We start from the raw sequence: 16761 nt of genomic DNA on the forward strand, positions 1-16761 counted from the left end.
CGACCCACCGACCGCGCCGTGCGGCTGCGGCGGTGGATGCTGCACGGGGCCGACCAGGGTGCCTCGCACCAGGGACCCCACCAGGTCGAGGTCGAGAAGACCCACTCGTGGTGGCGGGTGATGTGCCTGACCGGTGTCGACTACTTCTCGACGCTCGGGTACCAGCCCGCCATCGCCGCGCTCGCCGCCGGCCTGCTCTCGCCGATCGCGACGATCGTGCTCGTGCTCGTGACGCTCTTCGGTGCCCTGCCCGTGTACCGGCGGGTGGCTTCGGACAGCTTCAAGGGCGCCGGGTCGATCATGATGCTCGAGAAGCTGCTGCCCTGGTGGGCCGGCAAGCTGTTCGTGCTCGTGCTGCTCGGGTTCGCGGTGACGGACTTCATGATCACCATGACGCTGTCGGCGGCGGACGCCACGGCGCACATCGCCGAGAACCCGTTCACACCGCACTGGTTCACCGAGATCCCGGTGCCCATCACCCTGCTGCTGCTGCTCCTGCTCGGGATCGTGTTCCTCCGCGGCTTCAAGGAGGCGATCGGCATCGCGGTCGGGCTCGTGGCGGTGTTCCTGCTGCTGAACGCGGTCGTCGTCGTGGTCGCGCTGTGGCACGTCTTCGAGCGGCCGGTCGTCGCGAGCGACTGGTGGTCGAACCTCACGGCACAGCACAGCAACCCGCTCGTGATGATCGGCATCGCGCTCGTCGTCTTCCCGAAGCTCGCGCTCGGGCTGTCCGGCTTCGAGACCGGCGTCGCGGTGATGCCGCAGGTGCGCGGTGACGCCGGCGACGACCCGAACGGGCGACCCGAGGGTCGGATCCGCGGCACGAAGCGTCTGCTGACGACCGCGGCGATCATCATGAGCACGTTCCTCATCACGTCCTCGATCGCGACGACGTTCCTCATCCCGCAGCACGAGTTCCAGCCCGGCGGCGGGGCGAACGGGCGCGCGCTGGCGTTCCTGGCACACGAGTACCTCGGCAACGTGTTCGGCTCGGTGTACGACGCGTCGACCGTCGCGATCCTGTGGTTCGCCGGTGCGAGCGCGATGGCGGGGCTGCTCAACCTCGTGCCGCGCTTCCTGCCGCGGTACGGCATGGCACCGCAGTGGGCGCGCGCGACCCGTCCGCTCGTGATCATCTTCACGCTCATCGCCTTCGCGATCACGATCATCTTCGAGGCGGACGTCGATGCCCAGGGCGGCGCGTACGCCACGGGCGTCCTCGTGCTCATCACGAGTGCGGCCGTCGCGGTCACGCTCTCGGCGCGGCGGAAGCAGCAGAAGAAGCGGACGATCGGCTTCGGCGTCATCGCCGTCGTGTTCGTCTACACGACGGTGGCGAACGTCATCGAACGCCCGGACGGCGTGCGGATCGCCGCGGTGTTCATCATCGCCATCGTCGTCGTGTCGCTCGTGTCCCGCGTCCGGCGGTCGTTCGAGCTCCGCGCGTCGTCGATCGAGTTGGACGCGATCGCCCGGCAGTTCATCGAGGCCGACGCGGACCAGTTCAGCTCGATCTGCATCATCGCGAACGAGCCCGGCGCGGGCACCGCCGAGGCGTACCGGTCGAAGGGACGTGAGGAACGGCGCGACTCGGGCATCCCGGCACGCGTGCCGACGATGTTCCTCGAGGTGCTCCCGGCCGACTCGTCGGACTTCGAGGAGGACCTGGTCGTCGAGGGCCACGTCGTGCACGGGCACCGCGTGCTGCGCGTCCGGTCGGGCAACGTCCCGAACACGATCGCGTCGACGCTGCTCGCCGTGCGGGACATCGCGGGGGTGGTGCCGAGCATCTACTTCGAGTGGAACGAGGGCAGCCCGATCCAGAACGCCCTGCGCTTCGTCTTCACCGGCGTCGGTGACGTCGCCCCGGTCACGCGCGAGGTCCTGCGCGAGGCGGAGCCGGACGTCCACCGACGGCCGACCGTCCACGTGTCGTGACCGACGGGGCGGCGGTCGGGCGCGCCTCCCGTCCGGCGGGCGGGTACGCGGCGGTCCTCGTCGCCGCCGCGGTGTGGGGCACCACGGGCACCGCGACCCACTTCGCTCCGGGGGTGCCCGCGTTCGTCTTCGGGGCGGTGACCTTCGGCCTCGGCGGCATCCTCCTCGCCGCGACGACGGGCCGCTCCGCCCTGCACGCGGTCGCCCGGCCGGGTACACGCAGCTGGGTGCTGCTCGGAGCCGTCTCGCTCGTCGTGTACGCGGTCGCCTTCTACGCGGCCCTGGCCGGTGCGGGCGTCGCGCTCGGCACGACGGTGGCCATCGGTTCGTCGCCGCTCTTCGCCGGCTTGGTGGAGTGGGGCGCGGACGGGAGGCGCGTCACGGGCCGCTGGACCGTCGCCACCCTGGTGAGCGTGGTCGGCATGGTCGTCGTGACGCTCGCGCGGTCGGAGGCGCCGGGCGACGGGTCGCTGCTGCTCGGGCTGGGGAGCGCCCTCCTCGCCGGACTGACGTACGCGACCTACTCGTGGGCGGTCGCGCGGGGGATGCACGCGGCGTCCCCACCCGTGCCGGTGCCGGCGGCGCTGTCGGGAGCCGTGTCCGGCAGCGCGATCGGAGTCGGCGGGCGCGGGGTGGTCGGGGCGGTCTTCGGGCTCGCAGCCGTGCCGCTCGTCGTGCTCGCCGCCGTCGCCGGCCGCGACGCGCTCGCGGTCGGTGGCAACTGGCCCGTGTTCGCCTACCTGGCGCTCGTCCCGACGGTGCTCGGGCACTCCCTGTACGCGGTCGGGTTGCGGCGGGTGAGCGCCTCGGTCGCGACCCTGCTGTCCCTGTTCGAACCCGTCGTCGCCGCGGTGCTCGCCGTGCTGGTCGTCGGCGAGCACCTCGGCGCGCTGGGCTGGGTCGGCATCGCGCTCGTCGTGCTCGGACTCGCGCTGCTCTCGCTCCCGGGACGGGCGCGGGCCGCTCCTCCGCAGTGATCTTCCCCGCGCCCGGGGCACGTGGCCGCCGATCCGCAGTGATCCGGTCCGTCCCGCACCTCGGGGTGCGCGGGCCGCTACTTCGCGGTGATCTGGTCCCGCACCTTGCGACGGAGCACCTTGCCGATCATCGAGCGCGGCAGGTCCTCGACCACGACGATGCGGCGCGGCACCTTGTAGGCCGCGAGCTGCTCGCGTGACCACGCACGGAGTGCCTCGGCGTCGAACGCCTTCGGGTCCTTCGGGACGACCGCCGCGACGACCTGCTCGTTGCCGCCCTGGGTGATGCCGACGACGGCCACCTCGCGCACGCTCGGGTGCTTGAGCAGGGCGTCCTCGACCTCGGACGGCGAGACGTTGAAGCCGCCGGTGATGATGAGCTCCTTGAGCCGGTCGACGATGCTGACGAAGCCGTCGGAGTCGATCGACACGACGTCACCGGTGCGGAACCAGCCGTCGGGGGTGAAGACCTCGTCGGTCGCCTCGGCCTTGCCCCAGTACCCGCGGAACACCTGCGGGCCCCTGACCTGGAGCTCGCCGGCCTCGCCGGTGCCGAGCACCTTCGACGGGTCGTCCGGGTCGACCACGCGGGCCTCGGTGGACGACAGCGGCAGGCCGATCGCGCCCAGGCGCCGTTCCGGTGAGACCGGGTTCGCCATGAGGACGGGGGAGCACTCGGACAGGCCGTAGCCCTCCACCAGGTAGCCGCCGGTCCGGGCCTCCCACGGCTCGACGACGCTCTGCGACAGCGGCATCGCACCGGAGATCCCGATCTCGATGCCCTGCAGCGACACCTTCGCCGAGTCCGCCGCGTGCTGCAGCCGGGTGTAGATCGGCGGCACGGCCGGCAGGAACGTCGGCGGGTGCTTCTTCATCGCCTTGAGGACGAGTGCCGGGTCGAACGCCGGGAAGAGCACGAGCCGCGAGGCCATGCTCATCGCGAACGTCAGGCACAGCGTCAGGCCGTACGCGTGGAACATCGGCAGTACCGCGTAGACGGTGTTGTCACCCTGTCGGATCGTCGGCACCCACGCCCGGGCCTGGGCGGCGTTGGCGAGCAGGTTCCGGTGGCTGAGCACGGCACCCTTCGGCACCCCGGTCGTGCCGGAGGTGTACTGGATGAGCGCGACGTCGGTGGTCGCCGGGCGCGGGTGGCGCTTCGACAGCTTCCGGGTGGAGACGAGGTCGTCCCACTTCGTCGTGCCGCGCACGCTCGTGGTCAGCTTGGCGCGCGACTCGCGGGCCTTCGCCACGGGCAGCGACAGGGCGAGACGTGTCGCACGGGGCATGGCGCGTGTCAGGTCGACGGAGACGATCGCGTCGAGGCGCAGATCCGCGGGGAAGTCCTGCAGCGTGGACACCGACTTGTCCCACGCGATCGCGACCTTCGCGCCGTGGTCCTCGAACTGGTGGCGGAGCTCGCGCGCCGTGTAGAGCGGGTTGTGCTCGACGACGATCGCCCCGAGGCGGAGGACGGCGTAGAACGCCACGACGTGCTGGGGGCAGTTCGGCAGCACGATCGCCACGCGGTCACCCGCCTGCACGCCGAGCTTCCTGAGGCCGTTCGCGGCTCGGAGGATCTGCTCCTGCAGGTCGGCGTACGACGTCGTCCTGCCGAAGAACTCGAGCGCCACCTTCCCCGGGAACCGATCCGCGGACTGCTCCACGATGTCGGACAGGGAGCCCGTGGGCTCGTCGATGTCGTGCGGGACCCCCGGGGCGTACGAGGCAAGCCAGGGACGAGGCGTGTCGATGCTCACCCGGCCAACCTACCGGCGGGGCAGTGCGCATTGTCAGGGGCGCGACGGACGATGGCCCCATGCCATCCGTGTCCGACGCGTTCCGTTCCCGCCTCAACGACACCTTCACCAACGGCGCGACCGAACGTCCCGCCTGGATCGACGAGCTCGAGCAGGGCTCGGACGCCGGGTTCTTCGGCCCCGGCTCCGCGACCTGGGCCGTGCACGGCGGCAACCACACCGTGCTCGCCGGGGTCCGTGCGCTGCTCGTGCAGGCCCTGCACCCCGGTGCCCTCGCCGGCGTTGCCGACCACTCCCGGTACCGCGAGGACCCCTTCGGGCGGCTCGCGGGCACGATCCGATGGATCTACACGGTGTCGCACGGCGACACGCAGCAGGCCACGCACGCCAGCCAGTGGGTGCGGAAGCTCCACGAGCGGGTGGTCGGCGAGTACGTCGACGGCCACGGCATCACACGGCCCTACGCGGCGAACGACCCGGACCTGGCGCGGTGGGTGCACCTCGCGTTCACCGATGCGTTCCTCCGGAGCGCGCAGCTCTGGGGGCAGCCGATCCCCGGCGGTGCCGACGCCTACGTCCGCGAGTGGGCGGTCGCCGGGCGGCTCATGGGCGTCGAGGACGCGCCCGAGACGGACGCGGAGCTGCGGGACCAGATGAACGGGTACCTCGACCGCGGCGAGCTCAAGGCCGACGCCCGCACCCACGACGTCGTCCGGTTCATCAAGGACCCACCGGTCGCGCGGCTGCTGCGTCCGGGGTACCGGGCACTGTTCGACGGCGCGGTGTCCTCGCTCGACCCCCGGCACCGCTCGATGCTCCGACTGCGGACGCCCGGGGTCGGTCCGGTGCAGCTGCCGGTGCGGCAGGTCGCGGGCGTCGTCCTCGGCGGCATCGGCGCGGTGCTGGGCACGACGTCGGGCACCGAGCGAGCGGCGCTGGTCCGGATCGCGCGGCTCGAGCAGGAGTCGCGGCAGGACGCGCCTGCCTGAGCGGTGCGGGCTCCGTACCGCGTGACGTGACGTGACCACGGGACGGACGGGAGGCGCGGTGCCAGCCGGCACCGCGCCTCCCGTCCGTCCCGTGGTCGCGTCAGAAACCGGACGGCACGCGCGGAGTGTAGGCGGACTCGAGCCGCGACACCTCGTCGTCGGTGAGCTCGATCCCGGCGGCAGCGACCGCGTCGTCGATGTGGTGCTCCTTGGTCGCGCCGATGATCGGGGCGCTGACCGCGGGCTTCCCGGCGACCCACGCGAGGGCCACCTGCGCCATGCTCGCGCCCCTGGCCTCGGCGACCTGCTGCACGGCGTCGACGATCGCGCGGTTGGCCTGCTCGTCCTGCCGGTAGAGCGTCTTGCCGAATTCGTCGGTATCAGCACGGCTGCCCGATCCCTGGGCATCCCACGGGCGGGTGACCTTGCCGCGGGCGAGTGGGCTCCACGGGATCACGCCGACACCCGTCGCCTGTGCGAACGGGTGCATCTCGCGCTCCTCCTCACGTTCGAGGAGGTTGTACTGGTCCTGCATGCTGACGAAGGTCGTCCAGCCGTGCAGCTCGGCGGTGTGCTGCATCTGTGCGAACTGCCACGTCCACATGCTGCTCGCGCCGATGTAGCGCGCCTTGCCGGCCTTGACGACGTCGTGGAGGGCCTCCATGGTCTCCTCGATTGGCGTGTGCGGATCGAAGCGGTGGATCTGGTACAAGTCGACGTAGTCGGTACCGAGGCGGGTCAGCGAGGCGTCGATCTCGTGCATGATCGCCGCACGGGAGAGTCCGGCGCCGTTGGGGCCGGGGCGCATGCGGTTGAAGACCTTGGTGAAGACCTGGACCGCCTCGCGCGGGGCGATCTCCTTGAGGAGCTGCCCGGTGATCTCCTCGCTCGAGCCGGCGGAGTACACGTTCGCGGTGTCGAAGGAGGTGATGCCGGCCTCGAAGGCCCGACGGACGAAGGGGCGGGCCTCGTCGATGTCGACGCTCCAGGCGTGGGCGCCCTGGTCCGGCTTGCCGTAGGACATCATCCCGAGGACGACGCGGCTGATCTCGAGGCCGGACGCCCCGAGGCGGGTGGTGCTGACGGCCGCAGCGTTGCCGGTGGCGGCGTCTCCGGCTCCGGCGGTGTCTTCGCCCGCTCGGGCCGAGCGGGCGTTGTCTGCTGCGTCCGTGGTGGTTTCCGCGGCGGTTTCGCCCGCCGGGGTCGAGGGGGCGTTGTGTGCTGCGTCCGTGGTGGTTTCCGCGGCGGTTTCGCCCGCCGGGATCGAGCGGGCTGGTTCTGCGGTCATGCGTTCACCCTGGCATCGCGTCCTGTGACGGCGAGCAGGCGGACCTGCAGCGGGGCGTCGTCGTCGACCTGCACGGGAGCGGCGTAGAGCCCGGTCGCCGCGAGGTCCTCGATCTGCGGCTCGAAGTACTCCCAGACGGCCTGCACGAGTTCGGCGGGGAGCGATTCGTCCGTGCCGGTTGCCCGGGCGAGGTCCCACGTGTGGATGGTGATGTCGCTCGTCTGCTCGGTGAGGTACTCCTCGGCTCGGACCACGTCGGTGCTCAGGTGCACGGGTGTGTCAGCGGGCGAGATGCGCCAGGCTTCCGTGGCTTCGGCGGCGAACTTCGCCCACTCGGCGGCGAGATCGTGCCCGATCGGCTCGAGGTCGGCCTCCGCCTGCGCGTAGTCGCATCCGGTGAGCAGCTTCGGGATCCACCGCTGCTCGTCGATGACGTGCGTGACCAGGTCACGGGTGGTCCACTCGGAGTCCGGAGTGGGGGCGTCCCAGTCGGTCACGGCGGCGACGCGGCGGCCGAACTCGGCTGCGGCGAGGGACTGCAGCGCGATCCAGTCGGTGGCCATGGTGGTGCTCCTCTTCGTCAGGGCGGGTGCCGGGTGCAACGGGCCCCGCGAGCGGGCGATTCCCGCGCTCCGGGCAGACGACACGCTACGCCCGCTCGCGGTCGGGCAGCGAGGGCGGGTGTCGCGGCGGTTCCGGGACGGGACGGGACGGGGTGCCCCGCGGTCTCGCTCGCTGGCTGCGAGTGGGCGGAAACAGCGCCGGGAAGACCACGGACGCCGCTGATTCCGCCCGCTCGGCGTCGACAGGAGGAGGGAGGGGGCGCCGGGGGTGAGACGCCGAACGGCCCGGCTCCGTGGGGGAGGAGCCGGGCCGTTCGCCGGGTACTGCAGGTGCGCGTGTTCGGTGCCCCCGGTCACCGGCACCGCAGTGCTGCGGGGCGGGTGACCGTGGTTCGAGGGATGCGGAGGGTCAGGCCGCCTGGAGGACGAACTGCACGTCGAGGTTGATCGTGACGTCGTTGCCCAGGGTGAAGCCACCGGCCTCGAGCGCAGCGTTCCAGTTCACGCCGAACTCGGTGCGGTCGATCTTCGTGGTCGCCTCGGCACCGAGCTTGACCTGGCCGTAGCCGTCGGTGGTGACGCCACCGAACTCGGTCTTCAGCGTGACGTCCTTGGTCACACCGCGCAGGGTGAGGGTGCCGTCGATGAGCATGTCGTCGCCGTCCTCGCGGATGCCGGTCGACTTGAAGACCATCTGCGGGTGCTCCTCGGTGAGGAAGAAGTCACCGGTGGCGAGGTGCTGGTCGCGCTGCGCCTGGTTGGTGTTGATGCTGGCGACGTCGATCGAGGCCTCGAGGGTCGAGTCGAGCGGGTTCTCGGCGGTGACGAGCGTCGCGTCGAAGCGCTCGAACGAGCCCTTGACCTTGCTGATCGCGAGGTGGCGGACCGAGAAGGTGACCTCGGAGTGCGTCGGGTCGATCTTCCAGGTGCCGGTCTGGTAGCCGGGGATGGCGGAAGCGGTGAGCGTCATGGTGACTCCTTACGAGAGCATTGGTCTGCGGTTCCCGACCAGGCGCAAGAAAATTACATGCGCCTGCATCGATCCGATGGTAACCCATTCTGCACCCGTTTGGTTGAAGCGTCAACCAAAGTTCACGAGAACGTCGCAAGGTGATCTCGGGGGCGGGAGTCGTGCCTCCCGGCCGTGCCGGTCGCGAGCAGGCGTCGAACGCGCCGGACGAACTGATCGGCGAGCGGACCGACGTCGTCTGCCGTCGCACGGACGAGCCACCAGTCGACGTCCTTGAGGTGCTCGCCGCGCGTGAGGTCCTTGCGGAACGTCCGTGCGTCCGTGCGGTGGAGGTCGCTCTCGTACTCGATCGCGACGCGGGCGGTCGGGTATGCCAGATCGACGCAAGCGACCCAGCGACCGTCGACCACGACGTCGTGGTTGAGCTCCGGTTGCGGGAGGCCCCGTCGCACCAGCGTCAGACGCAGTCGGGTCTCGCCGGGACTCCTCGAGCCGGCCCGGACCTCGGCGAGCGCGGCACGGGCCTTGCGGATGCCCCGAGCTCCGCGGTGTCTGCGAACGGCGGCTGCGAGCTCGGCGACCGTGCACCAGTTCAGCCACCCGACGAGGGCGTCACCGGCGACGACGAGCTCGTCCAACGTCAGGATCCTCGCGAGCATGACGAAGGTGTGCGCGGGGTCGACGACCCTCGCTGTGCCGGAGAACACCACGTGGGCGCGTCCAGCCTTGACACGGTGCCCGACCGTGCCGCGGACCCGGAGCGCCTGGTCCGTCCCGATCGTCGCGACGTGGATCCGGTGGTCGCGCTCGAGTCGCAGGGGCAGGGGGATGCCGAGCAGGTGGGCGGCCGTGGTGTGGCTGAAGGCCTGGTCGGCGCGGAGGCGTGGGGCGAGGGCGCGGGCGCGTTCGGCGTGGTCGGTCGGCGGCGACCAGCATCGTGTGCCGTGGAACGGGCGGAAGAGGTGTCGCGAGCGGAGGCGGGCTGCGGAGACTCCGCGGTGCAGTGCCTCGCGAACGCGGAAGGGGCGTCCGCAGAGTGCTGCTGGGAAGTGGTCTGCGAGGTCCATGACGGGGAGCGTGGCACGGTGTGCTGCAGCCTCGTGGTCCTCGTGGCGGGCTTGTGGAGGGCGGGCTGACGCGGGCCGGTGTGGAGGAGCGGAGGGCGAGCCGTCGTGTCGTGAGCCGTGGCGCGATCGGGCGGAACCGCACCGGTCTGGGACGCTCGCGCCTCCGCTTCAGCCCGTTCGGGCTCCGTGGCCGTAGCATGCGCGCATCTCGCCCGTTCGGACGTCGCGCCCGTTCGGACGCCGCGTCCGCAGCATGCGCGCATCCCGGCCGTTCGAACTGCCCGGCCGAGCGGACTCGTTCCGCAGCCCGCGGGGGCCCGAGCGGGCGGACACGCATCGGACGGGAGGCGCGTCCCCACGTACTCCGCCCGCTCGCGTGCACGGTGCGGGAGCCACCTCCCGGCGTCCTCGTGCCCTGGGTGGTGCGGGTCTCGCCGGCCGGGCGAGATGCGGAGCGGTCCGGGGCCGCCCCTCGCGAGCGCACCCCGCCCACCCCGCCAGGTACTCCCACGCCCCCTCACGAGAGCGCTCACTCCACTAGCGTCAGCACCATGGAATTCAGGTACCTGGGCAACTCCGGACTCAAGATCTCCGAGATCACCTACGGCAACTGGCTGACGCACGGCTCGCAGGTCGAGAACGACGTCGCCACCCAGTGCGTCCGGGCAGCGCTCGACGCCGGCATCACCACGTTCGACACCGCCGACACGTACGCGAACACCGCGGCGGAGACGGTCCTCGGCGAAGCGCTCAAGGCCGAGCGCCGCCAGTCGCTCGAGATCTTCACGAAGGTCTACTGGCCGACCGGTCCGAAGGGGCACAACGACGTCGGCCTCTCCCGCAAGCACATCATGGAGTCGATCGACGGCTCGCTCGAGCGCCTCCAGACCGACTACGTCGACCTCTACCAGGCCCACCGCTACGACCACGAGACCCCGCTCGAGGAGACGATGCAGGCCTTCGCCGACGTCGTCCGCCAGGGCAAGGCGCTGTACATCGGTGTCAGCGAGTGGAACGCGGAGCAGATCCGCGCCGGTGCCGCACTGGCGAAGGAGCTCGGCTTCCAGCTCATCTCGAACCAGCCGCAGTACTCGATGCTGTGGCGTGTCATCGAGGGCGAGGTCGTCCCCGCCTCGAAGCAGCTCGGCCTCAGCCAGATCGTCTGGTCGCCGATCGCCCAGGGCGTCCTCACCGGTAAGTACAAGCCGGGCCAGCCGGCCCCCGAGGGCTCCCGCGCCACGGACGAGAAGGGCGGCGCGGACATGATCAAGCGGTTCATGCGCGACGAGGTCCTCGAGGCCGTGCAGCGCCTGCAGCCCGTCGCCGATCAGGCCGGCCTGACGCTCGCCCAGCTCGCGATCGCGTGGACGCTGCAGAACCCGAACGTCGCCTCCGCGATCGTCGGCGCGTCCCGCCCCGAGCAGGTCACCGACAACGTGAAGGCCGCGGGCGTCACGCTCGACGCCGACGCGCTCGCCGCCATCGACGAGGCCCTCGGGGACATCCCGGAGCGCGACGCCAGCAAGACGGTCAGCCCGGAGCAGCGCCCCGCGTAACCTGCGACCGACCGACGGACGGGAGGCACGGTGCCAGCTGGCGCCGTGCCTCCCGTCCGTCGTCCAGCAAGCACACAGCCACGGTGACCGTCCGGACGGACGGTCGTTCTGCCCCCTGACCGGCCCAAACGTTGACAGATGTTCACTGGTGAACAGCACGTGTCGTGGAACTGGCAGGGTCCTGGCAGAGCCTGTACCCCGACCAAACCGCCCCGTCGCACGCCCCCGAAGAGGGGGCATGACCCGAACCGACACCCCCGTTCTGGTGCCACCCGGCACCGGCCCGGTGCCGAGCCTCGCCGCGTCAGCCGCCCACCCAGCGGCGACCGGCGGCCCTGCGGCGCCCGTCGCACGGCCGGCCCTCGTCCCGCGGCTCCGCGCCACGGTGACGCAGCTCGCATCCTTCGGCACCATCGGAGCGATCTGCTTCCTCATCGACCTCGGGGCCTACAACCTGCTGCGCGCGACCGTCCTGCCCGACGGCCCGATCGCCGCGAAGATCGCCTCCGCCGTCGTCGCCACCGCGGTCGCGTGGCTCGCGAACCGCTCCATCACGTTCCGCTCGCAGCGGCAGGTCGGCCGGAAGGAGACCCTCCGCGAGGGACTCCTCTTCGCCGTCACGAACGTCATCGGTCTCGGCATCGCCGCGGCCTGCCTGTTCGTCTCGCACTACGTCCTCGGCTTCACCTCGACCCTCGCCGACAACGTCGCCGGCAACGGGGTGGGTCTCGTCCTCGGCACCGCCTTCCGGTTCGTCGCGTACAAGGCCCTCGTCTTCCGTTCCACCGACGCTCACGCGAAGGAGCACGCCGCATGACCATCACCGCCACGCTGCTGACGGCCGCCGGGCCGCTGCTGCAGCCGAACGAGGGGACCGGGCCCGCCGGGAACCTCCCGAACCGCGGGACCACGGACGTCCCGACGGGAGGCTCGGGGCAGGCCCCGCAGGTCGCCTGGTCGCTGGGCGAGTGGATCGGGTACTCCGCGCTCATCGCCGTCTCCGTGCTGCTCACGGTGATCGCGCTCACGACGCTGTGGTGGATGCTGCACGCGTGGCGTTCGCGCGACGCGCTGAAGTCGACGAGCTTCAGCCAGACGCCGCTGCCGGCGGCCCACCGCTTCACCCTGCTGGTGCCCGGCCGGCACGAGCAGGACGTGATGGGTGAGACGCTCGACATGCTCGCGAAGCAGGACCACCCGGACTTCGAGATCATCGCGATCGTCGGTGAGGACGACCCGGAGACCGACGCGGTCGTCCGCGCCGCCGCCGCCCGTCACCCGGAGCTCATCCGGGTGGTCGTCGACGACACCGCGCCGAAGAACAAGCCGAAGGCGATGAACCTCGCGCTGCAGTACGCCACCGGCGACGTCGTCGGGGTGTTCGACGCCGAGGACGAGGTGTACCCGAAGCTCCTGTCGCTCGTCGACTCGCGCTTCCAGGAGACGGGCGCCGACGTCGTGCAGGGCGGCGTGCAGCTGATGAACTTCAAGTCGAGCTGGTGGTCGCTGCGCAACGTGCTCGAGTACTACTTCTGGTTCCGCTCGCGCCTGCACTTCCACGCCGGCTCGAAGTTCATCCCGCTCGGCGGCAACACCGTCTTCGTGACGAAGGAGCGGCTCGAGTGGTCGAACGGCTGGGACGCGCACTGCCTCGCCGAGGACTGCGAGCTCGGCGTCCGGCTGTCCGCCGACGGGGCGAAGGTCGTCGTGGCCTACAGCCCCGAGGCGGTCACCCGCGAGGAGACCCCGCCCACCTTCGCGTCCCTGCTCAAGCAGCGGACACGGTGGAACCAGGGCTTCCTGCAGGTCCTCGGCAAGGGGGAGTGGAAGAAGCTGCCGTCCTTCCGGCAGCGCTTCTTCGCCCGCTACATGCTGACGATGCCGTTCATCCAGGCGGCGACCGGTCTGCTGATCCCGCTCAGCGTCCTGATGATCCTGTTCGTCAAGGTGCCGACCCCGGTCGCGCTCGTCTCGTTCATCCCGGTGGCGCCGACGCTCATGCTCCTCGCCGTCGAGGTCGTCGGGCTCAACGAGTTCGGCCGCATCTACAAGGAGAAGGTCCGCATCCGCGACTACGTGAAGCTCGTGCTCGGCCTTGTGCCCTACCAGGTGTTCCTTGCCGCAGCGGCCGTCCGTGCCGTCGTCCGCCACGTCAAGGGGCAGAACGGGTGGGAGAAGACCGAGCACACCGGGCAGCACCGCACCGGCGGCAGCCACTCCGAGGTGGTCGGGTTCGCATCCGAGCTGACGAGCTCGTCGGCTGCGTCGTCGTCGTCCTCGTCGCCTTCGTCTTCGTCGGAGCGTGAGCTCGCCGGCTCGACCACCGGAGGTGCCCGATGACCGCCAGCCTCACCCACACCACCGGGATCCCCGTCCGCGGCACCGGTTCCCTGTCCGGCGTGCGCGGCTGGTTCCGCGTCCACGCGGCGAGCCTCGGCTGGCTGCTGCCCGTCCTCGCCGTCACCGTCGTGGTGCAGGCCTGGAACATGTCCGGCACCCCGCAGCGAATCGACGACGAGGGGACCTACACGGCCCAGGCATGGGCGATCGCGAACCTCGGCGAGATCACCCACTACACGTACTGGTACGACCACCCGCCGCTCGGGTGGATCCAGATCGCGGCGTACACGTCGCTGACCGGGGCGTTCGCGCGCTACCCGTTCGCCGTCGAGGCCGCCCGTGAGGCGATGGTCTTCTTCGCCGCCGTCTCGAGCCTGCTGCTCTTCGTGCTCGCGCGCCGACTGGGCGCAGGTCGTGCGACGGCGGCCGTGGCGGGGCTCGTCTTCGCCCTCTCGCCGTTGGCCCTGCAGTACCACCGCACGGTCTACATCGACAACGTCGCGACCCCGTGGCTCCTCGCCGCGTTCGTGCTCGTGCTCAGCCGCCGGCAGCAGCTCGCCGGGTTCGCCGGTGCCGCTGCCTGCCTCGGCATCGCGGTGCTCTCCAAGGAGACGTACCTGCTGGCGCTGCCGTTCCTGATCTGGATCGCGGTCCGTCGCGCCGACAGGAGCACCCGGCGCTACACGCTCAGCGTCGCCGGAGCCGTGCTCGTCGTCATCGGCGGCGGCTACCTGCTGCTCGCTGCGGTGAAGGGCGAGCTCCTGCCGGGTACCGGTCGGGTCAGCCTGTTCGAGGGCATCACGTACCAGCTCGGATCGCGCACTGCCTCCGGGTCGATCTTCGACGTCGGGAGCCTCGCAAACCAGGCCGCCGCGCAGTGGTGGGCGCTCGACCCCGTGTTCATCGTGCTCGGCTCGGTCGCCGCGGTCGTCGGGCTCTTCCTGCGCCGTGTCCGCCCGATCGCCGCGATGCTCGTCTTCCTGCTCGCGATGATGTTCCGCCCGAACGGCTACCTGCCCGTGCCGTACGTGATCATGCTCGTGCCCTTCGCGGCGCTGCTCGTCGCGTACACGGCAGAACGGGCGGTCCTGGCACTGGCCGGCCGGACGCGCAGCAACGCTCGGCCGCGCGTCCGTGGGTTCGCCCGCCGCATCCTCGGCGCCACGTGGGCCGTCGTCACCGCCACTGCGCTCGTGGTGGCCGTGCCGCTGTGGGGGACGCAGCTCCGCGGCTTCCTCGTCGCGAACCTCGACCTTCCGATGCAGCAGGCCGAGCGGTGGGTCGGCGACAACGTCCCGAAGTCCTCTCGCCTGCTCGTGGACGACGCCATGTGGGTCGACCTCGTCCGTGACGGGTACGCCCGCAACAACGTGATCTGGTACTACAAGCTCGACACCGACGCCGCCGTGCAACGCCAGTCGCCGAACGGGTGGAAGGACTCGGACTACGTCGTCACGACGGACTCGATGCGCACCGGCGGGAACTCCTCGCAGGACGTCACCCAGGCCATCCGGAACTCGACGAGCGTGGCGACGTTCGGCACCGGCGACCAGCAGGTCGACGTCCGCCGCATCCACGCCGAGGGCGAGGCGTCGGCGGACCGAGCCATCACCGCTGCGACGAACGGGCGGAAGACGATCGGCACCGAGCTCGCGCAGAACCCCGCGCTCCGGGCCGACGCCGAGACGAAGTCCCAGTTCCGGGCCGGCCAGGTCGATGCACGCGCCGTGCTCGCCCTCGGGCAGGTGCTCGCCGACCAGTCCGTGTCGGTCGACCGGTTCACCCCGTTGACCGGCGAGACGGGGCAGCCCTTCCGACGCGTCGTCCTGCACACCGGCGACCGGGCGGAAGCTGCTCGGGCCGCCGCCACGTTCGAGGCCATGAGCGACGGACTCCGCCCGACCGACCTCGAGCGGGACGGGGAGCGGCTGACGGTGACCTACGCGCCCGCCGATCCGACGACGACGCCGACGAGCGCGTCCTGATACGCCCTCACCTCCGCGAGCGGGCGGAACCGGTAGCGCGGGATGCCGTCCCGAGCAGGAACCGCCCGCTCGCACGGGGTGACCGGGCACCAGCAGCGCGGTTGCCCGCGAGCGGGCGAAACCGGCAGCAGGACCGCCGGGAGTGAGCAGGATCCGCCCGCTCGCGGAAGGGCGAGGGCTGTGGACCACCGCTCGACCGCGAGCGGACGGAACCGGCGGCAGGACCGCCGGGAGTGAGCAGGAAGCGCCCGCTCGCGAGACATCACGACCAGCACCAGCACCAGCACCAGCACCACCACCACCAGCACCAGCACCAGCACCACGCGAACCGAAGGAGCCCCACGATGCACGCACGCACCTCCGCCCTGACCTCCGCACGCACTCCCGTGCGCCGCACGTCCCGCCGTCCGGTCGTCGTCGGCGGCATCGCAGCAGTCCTCGTCGCCGCGACCGTCGGTCTCGCCGCACCGCAGACCGCCTCGGCCGCGACCGGCACCGACGAGGGCTGGCTCCGCGTCGGCCACCTCTCCCCGGACACGAAGGGCGTCGACGTCGAACTGACCAGCCTGTCCGGCGGCAAGAAGGTCTTCGAGCTCGACGACGTCACGTACGGCCAGGTGAGCCCGTACCAGGAGCTCCCGGTCGGTACCTACGTCCTCTCGATGCGGGCCGCCGACGCGCCGGACTCCACCCCCGTGATCTCGACCGACGTCCAGGTCCAGCAGGGCAACGCGAACACCGTCGTCGCCTACGGAAAGAACGACGACCTGAAGACCACGGCGTTCACCGACGACCTGCAGCAGCCCGGCGACGGCAAGGCGAAGCTCCGGCTCGTGCAGGCAGCGACCACTGCGAAGGAGGTCGACGTCAGCACCACCGACGGCACCGCCATCGCCGAGGACGCCGCCTTCGGCACCGCGACGCAGTACGCCACGGTCGGCGCCGGCAAGTGGTCGCTCGACGTCTCCGGCAGCGGTCAGCGCGGTACGGCCGACGTCGACCTGGCCGGCAACACCGTCTCGACGCTCTTCGTGCTCGACGACAGCAAGGGCGACCTGACCGTCGTCCCGGTCACCGACGCGGCCGCCACGGCAGCGACCCCGGCCGGCGGCGTCCAGACCGGTGGCGGCGGCGCAGCCGCCGACCGCCCGTTCACCGAGTTCACGCACGCGGTCGTCGCGGCGTTCCGCTCGCTGTTCCGCTGACCGACGGCCGCCGACGGGTCGCGTGACCCGTCGGGCCCGGCCTGGAGGCGCGGATCACCGCAGCCGGTCCGCCCACGTGGTCCGCGCCTCCCGTCCGACCGTCCCCGACCACCCGGAAGAGGT

The 16761-nt window shown here is 71.2% G+C and carries 14 protein-coding genes; 8 read left to right on the forward strand and 6 right to left on the reverse strand.

Annotated elements, in window-relative coordinates:
• Window positions 1-36 precede the first annotated feature (36 nt).
• A complete protein-coding gene (locus DEJ22_RS04340; RefSeq protein WP_258379746.1) occupies window positions 37-1938 on the forward strand; it encodes an APC family permease in 1902 nt (633 codons plus the stop codon).
• Window positions 1935-2915 carry an EamA family transporter gene (locus DEJ22_RS04345; RefSeq protein WP_111228453.1) on the forward strand — a complete coding sequence of 327 codons (981 nt, stop codon included), beginning with the start codon at window positions 1935-1937 and terminating at the stop codon, window positions 2913-2915. Before DEJ22_RS04340 ends, DEJ22_RS04345 begins: the two co-directional genes overlap by 4 nt.
• Before the next feature lie 77 nt (window positions 2916-2992).
• Here DEJ22_RS04345 and DEJ22_RS04350 read toward each other — a convergent pair whose 3' ends face one another.
• Window positions 2993-4675 (reverse strand): long-chain-fatty-acid--CoA ligase, encoded by a 1683-nt coding sequence (locus DEJ22_RS04350; protein WP_111228452.1) that lies wholly within the window; start codon window positions 4673-4675, stop codon window positions 2993-2995.
• A 59-nt stretch (window positions 4676-4734) separates the two neighbouring features.
• On the opposite strand from DEJ22_RS04350, the gene DEJ22_RS04355 reads away from it, so the two are divergent.
• Window positions 4735-5664: an oxygenase MpaB family protein gene (locus DEJ22_RS04355; protein ID WP_111228451.1), complete on the forward strand. Its 930-nt coding sequence runs from the start codon at window positions 4735-4737 to the stop codon at window positions 5662-5664.
• Window positions 5665-5764: 100 nt separating this feature from the next.
• On the opposite strand, the gene DEJ22_RS04360 is transcribed toward DEJ22_RS04355, so the two are convergent.
• From DEJ22_RS04360 to DEJ22_RS04375, 4 genes are all read right to left on the reverse strand, one after another.
• On the reverse strand, window positions 5765-6691 hold the full coding sequence (locus tag DEJ22_RS04360; RefSeq protein ID WP_284174817.1) for an aldo/keto reductase: 927 nt from the start codon (window positions 6689-6691) through the stop codon (window positions 5765-5767).
• Between the two features lie 257 nt (window positions 6692-6948).
• Window positions 6949-7515: a TIGR03086 family metal-binding protein gene (locus tag DEJ22_RS04365; RefSeq protein WP_111228450.1), complete on the reverse strand. Its 567-nt coding sequence runs from the start codon at window positions 7513-7515 to the stop codon at window positions 6949-6951.
• 409 nt (window positions 7516-7924) lie between these two features.
• Window positions 7925-8485: a YceI family protein gene (locus tag DEJ22_RS04370; RefSeq protein ID WP_111228449.1), complete on the reverse strand. Its 561-nt coding sequence runs from the start codon at window positions 8483-8485 to the stop codon at window positions 7925-7927.
• A gap of 122 nt (window positions 8486-8607) precedes the next feature.
• Window positions 8608-9552: a hypothetical protein gene (locus tag DEJ22_RS04375; RefSeq protein WP_111228448.1), complete on the reverse strand. Its 945-nt coding sequence runs from the start codon at window positions 9550-9552 to the stop codon at window positions 8608-8610.
• A 551-nt stretch (window positions 9553-10103) separates the two neighbouring features.
• On the opposite strand from DEJ22_RS04375, the gene DEJ22_RS04380 reads away from it, so the two are divergent.
• The 4 genes from DEJ22_RS04380 to DEJ22_RS04395 all read left to right on the forward strand — a co-directional run bounded on the left by DEJ22_RS04380 (window position 10104) and on the right by DEJ22_RS04395 (window position 15433).
• Window positions 10104-11108, forward strand: a complete 1005-nt coding sequence (locus DEJ22_RS04380; RefSeq protein WP_066652995.1) for an aldo/keto reductase family protein — start codon at window positions 10104-10106, stop codon at window positions 11106-11108.
• 238 nt (window positions 11109-11346) lie between these two features.
• Window positions 11347-11925 (forward strand): GtrA family protein, encoded by a 579-nt coding sequence (locus tag DEJ22_RS04385; protein ID WP_111227619.1) that lies wholly within the window; start codon window positions 11347-11349, stop codon window positions 11923-11925.
• Complete coding sequence (locus DEJ22_RS04390; protein WP_181430884.1) at window positions 11922-13448, forward strand: glycosyltransferase; 1527 nt, start codon at window positions 11922-11924, stop codon at window positions 13446-13448. The genes DEJ22_RS04385 and DEJ22_RS04390 overlap by 4 nt, the downstream gene beginning before the upstream one ends.
• Complete coding sequence (locus DEJ22_RS04395) at window positions 13445-15433, forward strand: glycosyltransferase family 39 protein (protein ID WP_111227618.1); 1989 nt, start codon at window positions 13445-13447, stop codon at window positions 15431-15433. The genes DEJ22_RS04390 and DEJ22_RS04395 overlap by 4 nt, the downstream gene beginning before the upstream one ends.
• Here the strand turns inward: DEJ22_RS04395 and DEJ22_RS04400 are convergent.
• Window positions 15388-15756, reverse strand: coding sequence for a hypothetical protein (locus DEJ22_RS04400; protein WP_111227617.1), 369 nt, complete (start codon window positions 15754-15756; stop codon window positions 15388-15390). The two genes, DEJ22_RS04395 and DEJ22_RS04400, sit on opposite strands and share 46 nt — an antisense overlap.
• 21 nt (window positions 15757-15777) lie before the next feature.
• Between DEJ22_RS04400 and DEJ22_RS04405 the strand changes: the two genes are divergently transcribed.
• Window positions 15778-16638, forward strand: a complete 861-nt coding sequence (locus DEJ22_RS04405; protein WP_111227616.1) for a DUF4397 domain-containing protein — start codon at window positions 15778-15780, stop codon at window positions 16636-16638.
• Window positions 16639-16761: the final 123 nt, after the last annotated feature.

This window comes from Curtobacterium sp. MCSS17_007, assembly GCF_003234175.2.
Taxonomy (GTDB): domain Bacteria; phylum Actinomycetota; class Actinomycetes; order Actinomycetales; family Microbacteriaceae; genus Curtobacterium.

What these genes read in the sequence shown, in the direction of transcription:
- DEJ22_RS04340 (WP_258379746.1), top strand. Translation starts at nt 37, where the DNA reads ATGCTGCACGGGGCCGACCAGGGTGCCTCGCACCAGGGACCCCACCAG.
- DEJ22_RS04355 (WP_111228451.1), top strand. Translation starts at nt 4,735, where the DNA reads ATGCCATCCGTGTCCGACGCGTTCCGTTCCCGCCTCAACGACACCTTC.
- DEJ22_RS04360 (WP_284174817.1), bottom strand. Translation starts at nt 6,691, where the DNA reads ATGATGTCCTACGGCAAGCCGGACCAGGGCGCCCACGCCTGGAGCGTC.
- DEJ22_RS04365 (WP_111228450.1), bottom strand. Translation starts at nt 7,515, where the DNA reads ATGGCCACCGACTGGATCGCGCTGCAGTCCCTCGCCGCAGCCGAGTTC.
- DEJ22_RS04370 (WP_111228449.1), bottom strand. Translation starts at nt 8,485, where the DNA reads ATGACGCTCACCGCTTCCGCCATCCCCGGCTACCAGACCGGCACCTGG.
- DEJ22_RS04375 (WP_111228448.1), bottom strand. Translation starts at nt 9,552, where the DNA reads ATGGACCTCGCAGACCACTTCCCAGCAGCACTCTGCGGACGCCCCTTC.
- DEJ22_RS04380 (WP_066652995.1), top strand. Translation starts at nt 10,104, where the DNA reads ATGGAATTCAGGTACCTGGGCAACTCCGGACTCAAGATCTCCGAGATC.
- DEJ22_RS04385 (WP_111227619.1), top strand. Translation starts at nt 11,347, where the DNA reads ATGACCCGAACCGACACCCCCGTTCTGGTGCCACCCGGCACCGGCCCG.
- DEJ22_RS04390 (WP_181430884.1), top strand. Translation starts at nt 11,922, where the DNA reads ATGACCATCACCGCCACGCTGCTGACGGCCGCCGGGCCGCTGCTGCAG.
- DEJ22_RS04395 (WP_111227618.1), top strand. Translation starts at nt 13,445, where the DNA reads ATGACCGCCAGCCTCACCCACACCACCGGGATCCCCGTCCGCGGCACC.
- DEJ22_RS04405 (WP_111227616.1), top strand. Translation starts at nt 15,778, where the DNA reads ATGCACGCACGCACCTCCGCCCTGACCTCCGCACGCACTCCCGTGCGC.